At 65.0% G+C, this 13537-nt stretch carries 12 protein-coding genes and 4 tRNA genes; all 16 read right to left on the bottom strand.

What is annotated here, in order from left to right:
• Positions 1 to 36: 36 nt before the first annotated feature.
• The 16 genes from rpoB to AC1Q5B_RS08225 all read right to left on the bottom strand — a co-directional run bounded on the left by rpoB (position 37) and on the right by AC1Q5B_RS08225 (position 13527).
• Positions 37 to 4188, bottom strand: coding sequence for a DNA-directed RNA polymerase subunit beta (gene rpoB / locus AC1Q5B_RS08300; protein ID WP_492631240.1), 4152 nt, complete (start codon positions 4186 to 4188; stop codon positions 37 to 39).
• Positions 4189 to 4424: 236 nt separating this feature from the next.
• Entirely contained in the window at positions 4425 to 4796 is a 372-nt protein-coding gene (gene rplL / locus AC1Q5B_RS08295; protein ID WP_492631239.1) for a 50S ribosomal protein L7/L12, read from the bottom strand.
• Between the two features lie 60 nt (positions 4797 to 4856).
• A complete protein-coding gene (rplJ, locus tag AC1Q5B_RS08290; RefSeq protein ID WP_492632067.1) occupies positions 4857 to 5393 on the bottom strand; it encodes a 50S ribosomal protein L10 in 537 nt (178 codons plus the stop codon).
• A gap of 373 nt (positions 5394 to 5766) precedes the next feature.
• Entirely contained in the window at positions 5767 to 6465 is a 699-nt protein-coding gene (gene rplA, locus AC1Q5B_RS08285; RefSeq protein WP_055945206.1) for a 50S ribosomal protein L1, read from the bottom strand.
• A 3-nt stretch (positions 6466 to 6468) separates the two neighbouring features.
• Positions 6469 to 6897, bottom strand: a complete 429-nt coding sequence (gene rplK / locus AC1Q5B_RS08280; protein WP_055945202.1) for a 50S ribosomal protein L11 — start codon at positions 6895 to 6897, stop codon at positions 6469 to 6471.
• A 200-nt stretch (positions 6898 to 7097) separates the two neighbouring features.
• Positions 7098 to 7655, bottom strand: coding sequence for a transcription termination/antitermination protein NusG (gene nusG / locus AC1Q5B_RS08275; protein WP_162338034.1), 558 nt, complete (start codon positions 7653 to 7655; stop codon positions 7098 to 7100).
• Between the two features lie 13 nt (positions 7656 to 7668).
• Complete coding sequence (gene secE / locus AC1Q5B_RS08270) at positions 7669 to 8058, bottom strand: preprotein translocase subunit SecE (RefSeq protein WP_492631238.1); 390 nt, start codon at positions 8056 to 8058, stop codon at positions 7669 to 7671.
• A 60-nt stretch (positions 8059 to 8118) separates the two neighbouring features.
• A tRNA-Trp gene (locus AC1Q5B_RS08265) sits at positions 8119 to 8194 on the bottom strand.
• Between the two features lie 148 nt (positions 8195 to 8342).
• Positions 8343 to 9533: an elongation factor Tu gene (tuf, locus tag AC1Q5B_RS08260; RefSeq protein WP_492631237.1), complete on the bottom strand. Its 1191-nt coding sequence runs from the start codon at positions 9531 to 9533 to the stop codon at positions 8343 to 8345.
• A 36-nt stretch (positions 9534 to 9569) separates the two neighbouring features.
• A tRNA-Thr gene (locus tag AC1Q5B_RS08255) sits at positions 9570 to 9645 on the bottom strand.
• A 51-nt stretch (positions 9646 to 9696) separates the two neighbouring features.
• Positions 9697 to 9770: transfer RNA gene (locus tag AC1Q5B_RS08250), tRNA-Gly, on the bottom strand.
• Positions 9771 to 9808: 38 nt separating this feature from the next.
• Positions 9809 to 9894 (bottom strand) — tRNA-Tyr (locus AC1Q5B_RS08245).
• A gap of 107 nt (positions 9895 to 10001) precedes the next feature.
• Positions 10002 to 11093: a redox-regulated ATPase YchF gene (ychF, locus tag AC1Q5B_RS08240; RefSeq protein WP_492631236.1), complete on the bottom strand. Its 1092-nt coding sequence runs from the start codon at positions 11091 to 11093 to the stop codon at positions 10002 to 10004.
• 75 nt (positions 11094 to 11168) lie between these two features.
• Positions 11169 to 11750 (bottom strand): aminoacyl-tRNA hydrolase, encoded by a 582-nt coding sequence (gene pth / locus AC1Q5B_RS08235; protein WP_492631235.1) that lies wholly within the window; start codon positions 11748 to 11750, stop codon positions 11169 to 11171.
• A gap of 51 nt (positions 11751 to 11801) precedes the next feature.
• Positions 11802 to 12455 carry a 50S ribosomal protein L25/general stress protein Ctc gene (locus tag AC1Q5B_RS08230; RefSeq protein ID WP_492631234.1) on the bottom strand — a complete coding sequence of 218 codons (654 nt, stop codon included), beginning with the start codon at positions 12453 to 12455 and terminating at the stop codon, positions 11802 to 11804.
• 112 nt (positions 12456 to 12567) lie between these two features.
• Positions 12568 to 13527 (bottom strand): ribose-phosphate diphosphokinase, encoded by a 960-nt coding sequence (locus AC1Q5B_RS08225; RefSeq protein WP_492631233.1) that lies wholly within the window; start codon positions 13525 to 13527, stop codon positions 12568 to 12570.
• Positions 13528 to 13537: the final 10 nt, after the last annotated feature.

Here is a 13537-nt window from a genome sequence, read left to right as displayed (position 1 = left end):
GCGCAGCGGCAGGTCGGTGCCGCCGCGCCACATCGGTCAGTCTTCCAGTTCCATGTTGATGGCGAGCGAGCGGATTTCCTTCACCAGCACGTTGAAGGATTCCGGCATGCCCGCGACCATCTCGTGGGCGCCGTCGACGATGTTCTTGTACATCTGGTTGCGGCCCTGCACGTCGTCCGACTTGACCGTCAGCATTTCCTGCAGGGTGTGCGCCGCGCCGTAGGCTTCCAGCGCCCAGACTTCCATTTCACCGAAGCGCTGGCCGCCGAACTGCGCCTTGCCGCCCAGCGGCTGCTGGGTGACGAGCGAGTACGGACCGGTCGAACGCGCGTGCATCTTGTCGTCGACCAGGTGGTTCAGCTTCAGCATGTGCATGTAGCCGACCGTGGTGTGGCGATCGAACGCCTCGCCGGTGCGGCCGTCGAACAGCTGGGTCTGACCGCTGATCGGCAGGTCCGCGAGCTCGAGCATGTGCTTGATCTCGGTTTCCGCCGCGCCGTCGAACACCGGGGTCGCCATCGGCACGCCGTCGGTCAGGTTCTTGGCCAGCGCGATCAGTTCGGCATCGCTGAACTGGTCCAGGTCCACGCGGTCCTCGCCCAGCTTCTGGTCGTGGTTGTAGATCTGGGTCAGGAACTTGCGCAGGTCGGCGACCTTGGCCTGGGCTTCCAGCATGTCCTGGATCTTGCGACCCAGACCCTTGGCGGCCCAGCCCAGGTGGACTTCCAGCACCTGGCCGATGTTCATGCGCGACGGCACGCCCAGCGGGTTCAGCACGATGTCCACGGTCTCGCCGGTGGCCATGTACGGCATGTCCTCGACCGGCACGATGGTCGACACGACACCCTTGTTGCCGTGCCGGCCGGCCATCTTGTCGCCCGGCTGGATGCGGCGCTTCACGGCCAGGTAGACCTTGACCATCTTCAGCACGCCCGGGGCGAGGTCGTCGCCGGCGGTGATCTTGCCGCGCTTGTCGGCGAAGCGACGCTCGAATTCCTTCTCGTGCGCCTGGATCTGCATCTGGGCGCGCTCGATGGCGTCGGACGCGTCATCGTCCTTCATGCGCAGGGTGAACCACTCGGACTTCTTCAGGCCGTCGAGGTAGGCATCGGTGATCGCGTCGCCCTTCTTCAGCGCGCCCGGACCGCCGTTGGCGACCTTGCCGACCAGCTGCGAACGCAGGCGGGCGTAGATGGCGCCTTCGAGGATGCGGAACTGGTCGTCGAAGTCCTTCTTGACGCGCTTGATCTCGTTTTCCTCGATCTGGCGCGCACGCTTGTCCTTCTCGATGCCGTCGCGGGTGAAGACCTGCACGTCGATGACGGTGCCGTCCATGCCCGGCGGCACGCGCAGCGAGCTGTCCTTCACGTCCGAGGCCTTCTCGCCGAAGATCGCGCGCAGCAGCTTCTCTTCCGGGGTGAGCTGGCTTTCGCCCTTCGGCGTGACCTTGCCGACCATGATGTCGCCGGCGCGCACTTCGGCGCCGATGTACACCACGCCGCTCTCGTCGAGGCGGTTCAGCGCCTGCTCGGAGACGTTCGGGATGTCGGCGGAGATTTCCTCCGGCCCCAGCTTGGTGTCGCGCGCGACGCAGGTCAGCTCTTCGATGTGGATCGTGGTGTAGCGATCCTCTTCCACCACGCGCTCGGAGAGCAGGATGGAGTCTTCGAAGTTGTAGCCGTTCCACGGCATGAACGCGATCAGCATGTTCTGGCCCAGCGCCAGCTCGCCGATGTCGGTCGAGGGACCGTCGGCCAGCACGTCGCCGCGCGCGACCACGTCGCCCACGTTCACCAGCGGACGCTGGTTGATGCAGGTGTTCTGGTTGGAGCGCGTGTACTTGATCAGCGAATAGATGTCGACGCCGGCATCGGTCTCGCCGGAGATTTCGACCTCGTTGACCTTCACCACGATGCGGCCGGCGTCGATCTGCTCGACCACGCCGCCACGGCGGGCGTTCACGGTCACGCCCGAGTCGCGCGCCACGGCGCGCTCGATGCCGGTACCGACCAGCGGCTTCTGCGCACGCAGCGTCGGCACGGCCTGGCGCTGCATGTTGGCGCCCATCAGTGCGCGGTTGGCGTCGTCGTGCTCCAGGAACGGCACCAGCGCCGCGGCGACCGACACGGTCTGCATCGGCGAGACGTCCATGTAGTCCACTTCGCCCGGCGGCTTCAGCAGCGACTCGCCCTGGTAGCGGCACGGCACGAACTGTTCGGTCAGGCGGCTCTTGGCGTCATGCAGCGCGTTGGCCTGCGCGATGACGTACTCGTTCTCCTCGATCGCCGACAGGTACTCGATCTCGTCGGTGATCGTGCCGTCCACGACCTTGCGGTACGGCGTCTCGAGGAAGCCGTAGCTGTTGGTGCGGGCGTACACGGCCAGCGAGTTGATCAGGCCGATGTTCGGGCCTTCCGGGGTCTCGATGGTGCAGACGCGGCCGTAGTGGGTCGGGTGCACGTCGCGGACTTCGAAGCCGGCGCGCTCGCGGGTCAGGCCACCCGGGCCCAGGGCCGAGACGCGACGCTTGTGCGTGACTTCCGACAGCGGGTTGTTCTGGTCCATGAACTGGGACAGCTGCGAGGAGCCGAAGAACTCCTTGATCGCGGCGGCCACCGGCTTGGCGTTGATCAGTTCCTGCGGGGTCAGGCCCTCGGACTCGGCCATCGACAGGCGCTCCTTCACCGCGCGCTCGACGCGGACCAGGCCCACGCGGAAGACGTTCTCGGCCATCTCGCCGACCGAACGCACGCGGCGGTTGCCCAGGTGGTCGATGTCGTCGACGGTACCGCGGCCGTTGCGGATCTCGGTCAGGACCTTGATGACGTCCAGGATGTCCGAGGTCTCGCCCAGCGTGGCGACCAGGCGCTTGGCTTCTTCATCGTTGCGCGCGCCGAAGTACTTCTTGTCGTACAGCACGGCTTCGCCGGTGGTTTCCTTGCGGCCCACGCGACGGTTGAACTTCATGCGGCCGACGTTCGACAGGTCGTAGCGCTCGAAGGTGAAGAACAGGTTGTGGAACAGGTTCTGCGCGGCGTCCTTGGTCGGCGGCTCGCCGGGACGCATCATGCGGTAGATCTCGACCAGCGCTTCCAGCTGGGTCTTGGTCGGATCGATGCGCAGCGTGTTGGACAGGTACGGACCGCGGTCCAGATCGTTGACCCACAGCGTGCCCACGGCGTCCACGCCGGCCTTGCGGAACTTGGCCAGCTGGTCGTCGGTGATCTCGTCGTTGGCGGCGGCCAGCAGCTCACCGGTATTCGCGTCGATCACGTCGTGCGACAGGATGCGGCCGACGAGGTACTCATCCGGCACGGCCAGCGCGGCGATGCCGGACTGTTCCAGTTGCTTGACGTGGCGCGCGGTGATGCGCTTGCCGGCTTCCACGATGACCTTGTCGCCATCGGCCAGGTCGAAGTTCAGCGTCTCGCCGCGCAGGCGCTCGGCGACCAGTTCCAGCTGCACGCCTTCCGGCAGGATGTGGAAGGTGTTGACGTCGAAGAACTCGTTGAGCATCTCCTCGTTGGAGTAGCCCAGCGCGCGCAGCAGGATCGAGACCGGCAGCTTGCGGCGACGGTCGATACGCGTGAACAGCGCGTCCTTCGGGTCGAACTCGAAGTCCAGCCAGGAGCCGCGGTAAGGAATGATGCGGGCGCTGTACAGCAGCTTGCCCGAGCTGTGCGTCTTGCCACGGTCGTGGTCGAAGAACACGCCCGGCGAACGGTGCAGCTGCGAGACGATGACGCGCTCGGTGCCGTTGACGATGAAGGTGCCGTTGTCGGTCATGAGCGGAATCTCGCCCAGGTAGACCTCCTGCTCCTTCACGTACTTGATGGCCTTGGTCGACGACTCGCGGTCGTAGATCACCAGGCGCACGGTCACGCGCAGCGGGGCGCCGTAGCTCAGGCCACGGTTGCGGCACTCGCGCTCGTCGAACACGGGCTCGCCGAGCTTGTAGCCGACGTATTCCAGCGCGGCGTTGCCGCTGTAGCTGGCGATCGGGAAGACCGACTTCAGCGCGGCATGCAGGCCACGGTCCTCGCGCTTGGCGGGGTCGGTGTGCTCCTGCAGGAACTCCCGGTAGGAGTCGACCTGGATGGCGAGCAGGAACGGGACCTCGAGGATCGACCGCTGCTTGCCGAAATCCTTGCGGATGCGCTTCTTTTCGGTGAACGAATATGTCGTCATGTGACTGTGCCTCTGGCAGCGTGGGGCGCGCGTCCGCGACCGCACGGGGGACATTCTTTCGAACGGGGGAATTTCCAGTTGGAAGTCGCTGGTATTGCCGGCACCAGCACGCCTTCTGCCGCTACTTCCAACTACAAACTCGCGTTTACATCGCTACGTCTTGAAACGACCGAAGGCCAGGGGCTTTCGCCCCCGGCCTCGGGTTGTCGCCTGGGTGGACCGGCGACGGATACGGCTTACTTGACTTCGACGCTCGCACCAGCGGCTTCGAGTTCCTTCTTGAACTTGTCGGCGTCTTCCTTCGACACGCCTTCCTTCAGCACGCCGCCGGCCTCGGTGAGGTCCTTGGCTTCCTTCAGGCCCAGGCCGGTGATGGCGCGGACAGCCTTGATGACGTCGACCTTCTTCGCACCGGCGTCCTTCAGGACGATGGTGAACTCGGTCTGCTCTTCGACCGGGGCGGCGGCAGCGGCCGGACCGGCAGCGGCGACGACCGGGGCGGCGGCGGAGACGCCGAACTTCTCTTCGATGGCCTTGACCAGCTCCATCACTTCCATCAGGGTCTTGCCGGCAATGGCGTCGACGATCTGTTCGTTGGAAAGGGACATTGTGTTTACCTTTGGAAATTATCTGGGATTAGGGTTCGTAGAACCGTAAAGACGTCGAACTCAGGCTTCAGCCGGGGCTTCGGCAGCGGCTTCCGCCGGCGCGTCGCCACCATCCTGCTTGTCGGCCACGGCCTTGACGGCGCGGGCGAACATGGACGCAGGTTCGGCCAGCACGCGGGCCAACATGGCCAGCGCCTGATCGCGGGTCGGCAGCGATGCCAGGACTTCCACATGGCTGGCCGGATACAGCTGGCCACCCACGGAGACGACCTTCGGCAGCAGCTTGTCGTTGCCCTTGGCGAATTCCTTGATCAGGCGACCGGCTGCGCCGGGCTCCTCGGTCGAAAACGCGTACAGCAGCGGACCGACGAGCTTGTCCTGGACAACCTCGAATTCGGTACCGGCAATGGCGCGCGCGGCCAGCGTGTTCTTGACAACCTTCAAGTACACGCCGGTCTCGCGGGCCTTCTTGCGCATCGCGGTCATTTGGCTGACCGTGGTGCCTGCGTATTCGGCAGCGACCAGGGAGTGCGCCTTGGCGGCGACGTCTGCCAGTTCGGCGACTACTTCTTGCTTCTGGGACAGATTGAGAGCCATACACTCCTCACTAATTGACTCCGCTTGCGGCTCCTGCCGCTCGCGGTCCTGGACGGCGTCCATCCTGGATGCCGGGGACTTGCGGTCCCGTCGGTGGCCTGTCTGACTGGCCGGCCTTGCGGCCAGCACCAGAAAACTTCCAGAAGGCGGCACCATCTGCGCAGGCGCACTCCCTTGAGGGGAATGGATTAAGCGGTCCCGCTAGCCACGACGGCGATTCCCTGCCAACACGAGCCTCCCTGCCCGTCGTCGTTGCGCGCTGACCGCACCTGCGGTCTTTGACGGCTATCGCTTGCACCGGTCTCCCGGCCTGGGCGACTGCCCTCAAAATTCGTTGCGCCCTGTCCCTCGTCGCGGGACAGGGGTAAAGCGATTACTTCAGGGACAGCGAAGACTGGTCCACGGTCACGCCGGGGCCCATGGTCGAGCTGACCGAGATCTTCTGCAGGTACTGACCCTTGGAGGTGGCCGGCTTGGCCTTCACCAGGTCGATCAGCAGGGCCTGCAGGTTCGACTTCAGCGCTTCGTCCTCGAAGCTGGCCTTGCCGATGGTGCAGTGGATGATGCCGGCCTTGTCGGTGCGGTAACGCACCTGGCCCGACTTGGCGTTCTTGACCGCCTCGGCCGGGTTCGGCGACACGGTGCCGACCTTCGGGTTCGGCATCAGGCCGCGCGGGCCCAGCACCGTACCGAGCTTGCCGACTACGCGCATCGCGTCCGGCGTGGCGATGACCACGTCGTAATTGATGTCGCCAGCCAGCATCTTCTCGGCCAGGTCGTCCATGCCGACGGCTTCCGCGCCGGCGGCGGCGGCTTCGTCAGCCTTGGCGCCGGCCGGGGCGAACACCGCCACGCGGACCGACTTGCCGGTACCGGCCGGCAGCACGGTCGAACCGCGCACCTGCTGGTCGGACTTCTTGGCGTCCACGCCCAGGCGCACGGCCACGTCGACGGACTCGACGAACTTGGACTTGACCGCGGTCTTGATGATCTTCAGGGCCTCGTCAATGGCATACGCCTTGCCGGGGGTCACGGCGGCCAGGATGGCCTTCTGTCGCTTGTTCTGTGCCATCTCTTAACCCTCTACCGTCAGGCCCATGGAGCGGGCGGAACCCGCGATCGTGCGCACCGCTGCGTCCAGGTCGGCCGCGGTCAGGTCGGGTTCCTTCGCCTTGGCGATGTCCTCGAGCTGCTTGCGGGTGACCTTGCCCACCTTCTCGGTGTTCGGGCGCTTGGAGCCGGACGTGATGCCGACGGCCTTCTTCAGCAGGATCGACGCCGGCGGCGTCTTCGTGATGAAGGTGAAGGTACGGTCGGAATAGGCCGTGATGACCACCGGAATCGGCAGGCCCGGCTCCAGCTTCTGCGTGGCGGCGTTGAACGCCTTGCAGAATTCCATGATGTTCAGGCCGCGCTGACCCAGCGCAGGACCGACCGGCGGCGAGGGGTTGGCCTGGCCGGCCTTCACCTGCAGCTTGATGTAACCGACAACTTTCTTTGCCATGTAAGTACTCTCCGGGTGCTAGCGCCTGGGTGGCAGGCTCCCCATCGGACCGGGAAAATCACGCGTCCCGGCATCGCGTTTTCTTGAACGCGCCAATGGCCACCCGAAGGCGGCCATGGCTCCTGCCCGGCATCGCCGTCAGGGAGCCGCGCAGTATATCAGGATTTCACCGCCCCGGCTGAACGTGCCGGGCCGCCGGGTCAGGCCTTCTCGACCTGCCCGAATTCCAGCTCCACCGGGGTGGAACGGCCGAAGATCAGCACCGCGACACGCAGGCGGCTCTTCTCGTAATTGACTTCCTCGACCACGCCGTTGAAGTCGTTGAACGGACCATCGGTGACGCGGACCATTTCGCCGGGCTCGAACAGCACCTTGGGCTTGGGCTTCTCGACGCCTTCCTGGACGCGGTCGAGGATGGCAGCCGCCTCTTCGTCGCGGATCGGCAGCGGACGGTCGGCGGTACCGCCGATGAAACCGAGGACCTTCGAGGTGTCCTTCACCAGATGCCAGCTCTCGCTGTCCATCCGCGGGATCCCGCCCTCGTCGTGGGTCTCGATCTGGACCAGCACGTAGCCAGGGAAGAACTTGCGCTCGGAACGGCGCTTCTGGCCGGAACGCATCTCCACGACTTCTTCGGTCGGAACCAGGACGTCGCCGAACTTTTCCTGCATCTCGTCGCGGACGATGCGGTCGCGAAGGGCCTGGGCCACCGACTTCTCGAAGCCCGAATAGGCATGGACGACATACCAACGCTTCACTGCGGCACTCTCCTCAACGACCAAAATTCAGGAACAGCTCGATCGCTTTCTGGATGCCGAAATCGAAGGCGGCCAGGATCAGGCTCAGGATGATGACCACGATGACGACCACCCAGGTCGTGCGGGTCGCTTCCTCGCGGGTCGGCCAGACGACCTTGCGCAGCTCGAAGCGCGACTCGGACAGGAATTCGCGCGTGTCGCGGCCCTTGCCGGTCTGCAGGAACACCAGTGCACCCAGCGCCAGGCCCGCGACCACTGCCAGCGCACGCACCGGCGTGGCCCACTGGCCGTTGAACCACCACCATGCGACCAGGCCACCGACGACCAGCGCCAGCGCCAGCACGTACTTGGCGATGTCAGCTGCGGGCGTACCGGCTTTGGATTGTTCGACCTTGCTGTTCAAGTCAGTTGTCGCTCTTTGCTTTGGGGAGTGCCGGGGATCCGGACTCCGCGGGGAAGGAAGTGGCACGCCAGGAGGGACTCGAACCCCCAACCTGCGGTTTTGGAGACCGCTGCTCTGCCAATTGAGCTACTGGCGTATCGATTTGCTACAACCTTCCCTTAGACGGCGAAGGCGGACCGAGGTTCCGGTCCGCCCTTGTCGCTTCATCAGGCCGCTGGATCCCCGTCTGCACGGGGATGACGGCCTGACAAAGCCGGACGGGCTGGCCCGTCCGGATCAGGACGTCACTTGATGATCTTGGCCACCACGCCGGCGCCGACCGTACGGCCACCTTCGCGGATCGCGAAGCGCAGGCCTTCGTCCATCGCCACCGGGTTGATCAGGGTCACCACCATCTTCACGTTGTCACCCGGCATCACCATTTCCACGCCTTCCGGCAGGGTCACGGCGCCCGTGATGTCGGTCGTGCGGAAGTAGAACTGCGGACGGTAGCCCTTGAAGAACGGGGTGTGACGGCCGCCTTCGTCCTTGCTCAGCACGTAGACTTCGGCTTCGAACTCGGTGTGCGGGGTGATCGAACCCGGCTTGGCCAGCACCTGGCCACGCTCCACGTCGTCACGCTTGGTGCCGCGCAGCAGCAGACCGGCGTTGTCGCCCGCCTGGCCCTGGTCCAGCAGCTTGCGGAACATTTCCACGCCCGTAACCGTGGTCTTCTGGGTCGGACGGATACCGACGATCTCGATTTCCTCGCCCACCTCGATCACGCCGCGCTCGATACGGCCGGTCACCACGGTGCCGCGGCCCGAGATCGAGAACACGTCTTCCACCGGCATCAGGAACGGCTTGTCGACGTCACGGTCCGGGGTCGGGATCCAGCTGTCCAGCGCATCGACCAGCTTCAGGATCGCCGGCACGCCGATCTCGCTCTGGTCGCCTTCCAGCGCCAGGCGGGCCGAGCCCGAGATGATCGGGGTGTCATCGCCCGGGAACTCGTACTTGCTCAGCAGTTCACGGACTTCCATCTCCACCAGCTCCAGCAGCTCGGCGTCGTCCACCATGTCGGCCTTGTTCAGGAACACGACGATGTACGGCACACCGACCTGGCGCGAGAGCAGGATGTGCTCGCGGGTCTGCGGCATCGGGCCATCAGCGGCCGAGCACACCAGGATCGCGCCGTCCATCTGGGCGGCACCGGTGATCATGTTCTTCACGTAGTCGGCGTGGCCCGGGCAGTCCACGTGCGCATAGTGGCGCGAGGCCGATTCGTATTCCACGTGGGCCGTGGAGATCGTGATGCCGCGCGCCTTCTCTTCCGGCGCCGCGTCGATCGCGTCATAGGCCTTGAACTCGCCACCGAAACGCTCCGCGCCGATCTTCGTCAGCGCCGCCGTCAGCGTCGTCTTGCCGTGGTCAACGTGACCAATCGTGCCCACGTTCACGTGGGGCTTGGTGCGTTCGAACTTACCCTTTGCCATGGCTGCTGGTTCTCGAGTGGATCAAATGGATGGAAGTGGTGCTCACGAAAGGAATCGAACCTTCGACCTCCTCCTTACCAAGGAGGTGCTCTACCGACTGAGCTACGTGAGCGTGAAACCGGTTGTGTTGCCTGGATTGCCGCTGGTCCTGCGCGGTGTTCAGTGGAGCGGGAGACGGGAATCGAACCCGCACTAGTAGCTTGGAAGGCTACAGTTCTACCATTGAACTACTCCCGCACCGGGAGACCACTACAACGCGAAACAACAACGAAAACTGGTGGAGGGAGGTGGATTCGAACCACCGAAGGCGTAAGCCAGCAGATTTACAGTCTGCCCCCGTTGGCCGCTTGGGTATCCCTCCGGGATCACCGGACTGACTGGGCCGGGGCCAAATCAAACCAGGGTGAAACAGCCCGAGATTTTGGCGTGTGCCGGCACGTCTGTCAACGCGTCCGGAGTACTTTTTTCTCAGACGTTGAACCGGAAATGCAGGACGTCGCCTTCCTGCACGCGATATTCCTTGCCTTCCAGCCGCAGGCGGCCCGCATCGCGGGCACCGGCTTCGCCCTTGTACTTGAGGAAGTCGTCGAACGCGATGGTCTCGGCGCGGATGAAGCCCTTCTCGAAATCGGTATGGATCACGGCTGCGGCCTGGGGAGCGGTGGAACCCGCCCGCACCGTCCAGGCGCGGACCTCCTTCACGCCGGCGGTGAAGTACGTCTGCAAGCCCAGCAGGGTGTAGGCCGCGCGGATGACCCGGTTCAGGCCCGGCTCGTCCAGGCCAAGATCGGTCAGGAAGGCATCCCGGTCGGCATCGTCGAGCTGGGACAGCTCTTCCTCGATCGCCGCCGATACCGGCACCACCTGCGCACCCTCGGTCGCGGCACGGGCACGCACGGCCTCCAGGTGCGGATTGTTTTCGAACCCGTCCTCCAGCACGTTGGCCACGTACATCACCGGCTTCAGCGTCAGCAGGAACAGGTCGCGGACCAGCGCCTTTTCCTCGTCATCCAGGCCCAGCGCGCGACCCGGCTTGCCGTCGTTGAGGCCGGCCTGCAGCTTCTGCAGCACGGGCTTGCGCGCGATCGCGTCCTTCTCGCCCGCCTTGGCCGAGCGCTCGGCGCGGTTCAGCGCCTTCTCGACGCTTTCCAGGTCGGCCAGCGCCAGCTCGGTGTCGATGGTGTCGATGTCCGAAATCGGATCGATGCGATTGTTGACGTGGATGACGTCGTCGTTCTCGAAGCAGCGCACCACGTGGGTGATCGCATCCACTTCGCGGATGTGCGCCAGGAACTTGTTGCCCAGGCCTTCGCCACTGGCGGCGCCCGCCACCAGGCCGGCGATGTCGACGAACTCCACCGCAGTCGGAATGACCTTCTGCGGCTTGACGATCTCGGCCAGCTGGTTGAGGCGCAGGTCCGGCACCGGCACCACGCCCACGTTCGGCTCGATGGTGCAGAACGGGAAATTGGCCGCAGCGATGCCCGCCTTGGTCAGCGCGTTGAACAGGGTGGACTTGCCGACGTTCGGCAGACCCACGATCCCGCATTTGATGCCCATGTCTACATCCGTGATTCGTGATTCGTGATTGGTGATTCGGGGCCGGATCCGTCCCTGCAAATCACCAATCACCAATCACGGCTTCTGCGTATGCAGTCGCGTCATCGCATCCATGAAATTGCCCGCCACCGCCAGCGGCAATACATCCATCGCATCGTCGATCGCGCGCGCGATCAGCACTTCATCGTCCTTGCCCGGCTTGCCCAGCACCCAGCCCGTCACCCGGTCCTTGTGGCCCGGATGACCGATGCCGATCCGCAGCCGATGGAACTTGCCATGCCCGAGGTGCTGGATGGTGTCGCGCAGGCCGTTCTGGCCGCCGTGTCCGCCATCGAACTTCAACCGCGCGGCCCCCGGCGGCAGATCCAGTTCGTCGTGCGCCAGCAACGCCTCTTCGGGTGCGATCTTCCAGAAGCGCAGCGCGGCGGCGACCGACTTGCCGCTGAGGTTCATGTAGGTGGCCGGCTTCAGCAGCCAGACCGGCTGACCGGCGACCACGACCTTGGCGGTTTCGCCGAACAGCTTGCTGTCCAGCCCGAAGCGCTCACCCTGCCGTTCCGCCAGGGCGTCGACAAAATGGAACCCGGCGTTGTGCCGGGTTCGGGCGTGTTCGGCACCGGGATTGCCCAGTCCGACGATGAGGCGCAAGCCTGCCATGGGGACGCATCACGCGCCCGCGCCCGCCGGAGCGGGCGCAGGATCACGCGATTACTTGTCGTCCTTCTTGGCGACCTTGGAAGCCGGCACTTCGGCCGACTCGGCCGGCGCTTCTTCGGCTTCTTCCTTGCCGTGCTTGGCGATCACGACGGCGACGTCGTGTTCCTTGCCCAGCTTCAGCTCGGGGATGGTCACGCCAGCCGGCAGCTTGACGTCGGACAGGTGGACCACCGCGCCGATGGCCAGCTCGGCCAGGTCGATCTCGATGAACTCCGGCAGGTCCTTCGGCAGGCACTCGACGACGACTTCGTTAAGTTCGTGGGTGACCACGACCTCGGCGGACTTGCCGGACGGCGACTTGTCCTCGTTGAGGAAGTGCAACGGCACCGCGGTGCGCAGCGTCTCGTTCTCGTTCACGCGCTGGAAGTCCAGGTGCATGATCTGCTGCTTGAACGGGTGGCGCTGCATGTCACGCAGCAGCACCTTCTGGATGTCGCCGTTGAGGCTCAGGTCCAGGATCGACGAGTAGAACCAGTCGTGCTGGGAGGCCAGCCAGACTTCGTTGTGGTTCAGCTGGATGCTGACCGGCTTCAGTTCGCCACCGTAAACGATGGCAGGCACGGTGCCCGCGTGACGGAGGCGGCGGCTCGCACCCTTACCCTCGTCTTCGCGGCGCTCGACCTTGATTTCATGCGTCTTAGCCATTTTCTTCACTACCTAGTTGTTGGACCGCCCTGCGGCGATCTGATGAAAGGCTCACCCGCGACCAGATGAACCCGGAATGCCACCCGCCGATGTGCCGGCGCGCAGCGGAGACTCAATCCACGTACAGCGAACTGACCGACTCGCCGAAGGCGATGCGGCGGATCGTTTCCGCCAGCAGTTCCGCCACCGACAGCTGGCGGATCTTGCTGCAGCCCTGCGCGTGCGGCGAGAGCGGGATCGTGTCGGTGACGACGAGTTCATCGAGCACCGAGTTGTTCAGGTTGTCCACCGCCGGGCCCGAGAGCACGGGATGGGTGCAGTACGCCGCCACCTTGTTGGCACCGTGCTGCTTCAGCGCCGCCGCCGCGGCGCAGAGCGTGCCGGCGGTGTCGACGATGTCGTCCACCAGCACGCAGTCCTTGCCTTCCACGTCGCCGATGATGTTCATCACCGTGGCGACGTTGGCACGCGGACGACGCTTGTCGATGATCGCCAGGTCGGCGTCGTCCAGACGCTTGGCGACCGCGCGGGCGCGCACCACGCCGCCGACGTCGGGCGACACGACCAGCAGGTTCTCCGTGCCGTAGGCGCGCCAGATGTCGGCCAGCAGCAGCGGGGACGCATATACGTTGTCGACCGGGATATCGAAGAAACCCTGGATCTGGTCGGCATGCAGGTCGACCGTCAGCACCCGGTCCGCACTGACGGCGCCGAACATCTTCGCCGCCACCTTCGCCGTGATCGGCACGCGCGAGGAGCGCATGCGGCGATCCTGGCGGGCGTAGCCGAAGTACGGCACCACCGCGGTGACGCTGCTGGCCGAGGCGCGCTTCAGCGCGTCGATCAGGACCAGCAGTTCCACCAGGTTCTCGGCGCTCGGCGCGCAGGTCGGCTGCACGACGAACACTTCCTGCCGGCGCACGTTTTCCTGGATCTCGACCTGGACTTCGCCGTCGGAGAACCGGGACACCAGCGCCTTGCCGGGACGCACGCCCAGTTCGCGGCAGATGCTGTTCGCCAACGGCTTGTTGGCGTTGCCGGAGAACACAAGCAGGTTACGTTCGTCTTGCATGGGTCGTCTC

This window comes from Pseudoxanthomonas sp. GW835-FHT14C01 (genome assembly GCF_058793715.1).
The sequence above is the reverse complement of the archived record's forward strand: the minus strand, read 5'-3'. Positions and strand labels throughout refer to the sequence as shown.

Excerpts from the sequence above, each read along its gene's own strand:
- rpoB (WP_492631240.1), bottom strand. The coding sequence starts at position 4,188 with ATGACGACATATTCGTTCACCGAAAAGAAGCGCATCCGCAAGGATTTC.
- rplL (WP_492631239.1), bottom strand. The coding sequence starts at position 4,796 with ATGTCCCTTTCCAACGAACAGATCGTCGACGCCATTGCCGGCAAGACC.
- rplJ (WP_492632067.1), bottom strand. The coding sequence starts at position 5,393 with ATGGCTCTCAATCTGTCCCAGAAGCAAGAAGTAGTCGCCGAACTGGCA.
- rplA (WP_055945206.1), bottom strand. The coding sequence starts at position 6,465 with ATGGCACAGAACAAGCGACAGAAGGCCATCCTGGCCGCCGTGACCCCC.
- rplK (WP_055945202.1), bottom strand. The coding sequence starts at position 6,897 with ATGGCAAAGAAAGTTGTCGGTTACATCAAGCTGCAGGTGAAGGCCGGC.
- tuf (WP_492631237.1), bottom strand. The coding sequence starts at position 9,533 with ATGGCAAAGGGTAAGTTCGAACGCACCAAGCCCCACGTGAACGTGGGC.
- ychF (WP_492631236.1), bottom strand. The coding sequence starts at position 11,093 with ATGGGCATCAAATGCGGGATCGTGGGTCTGCCGAACGTCGGCAAGTCC.
- pth (WP_492631235.1), bottom strand. The coding sequence starts at position 11,750 with ATGGCAGGCTTGCGCCTCATCGTCGGACTGGGCAATCCCGGTGCCGAA.
- AC1Q5B_RS08230 (WP_492631234.1), bottom strand. The coding sequence starts at position 12,455 with ATGGCTAAGACGCATGAAATCAAGGTCGAGCGCCGCGAAGACGAGGGT.
- AC1Q5B_RS08225 (WP_492631233.1), bottom strand. The coding sequence starts at position 13,527 with ATGCAAGACGAACGTAACCTGCTTGTGTTCTCCGGCAACGCCAACAAG.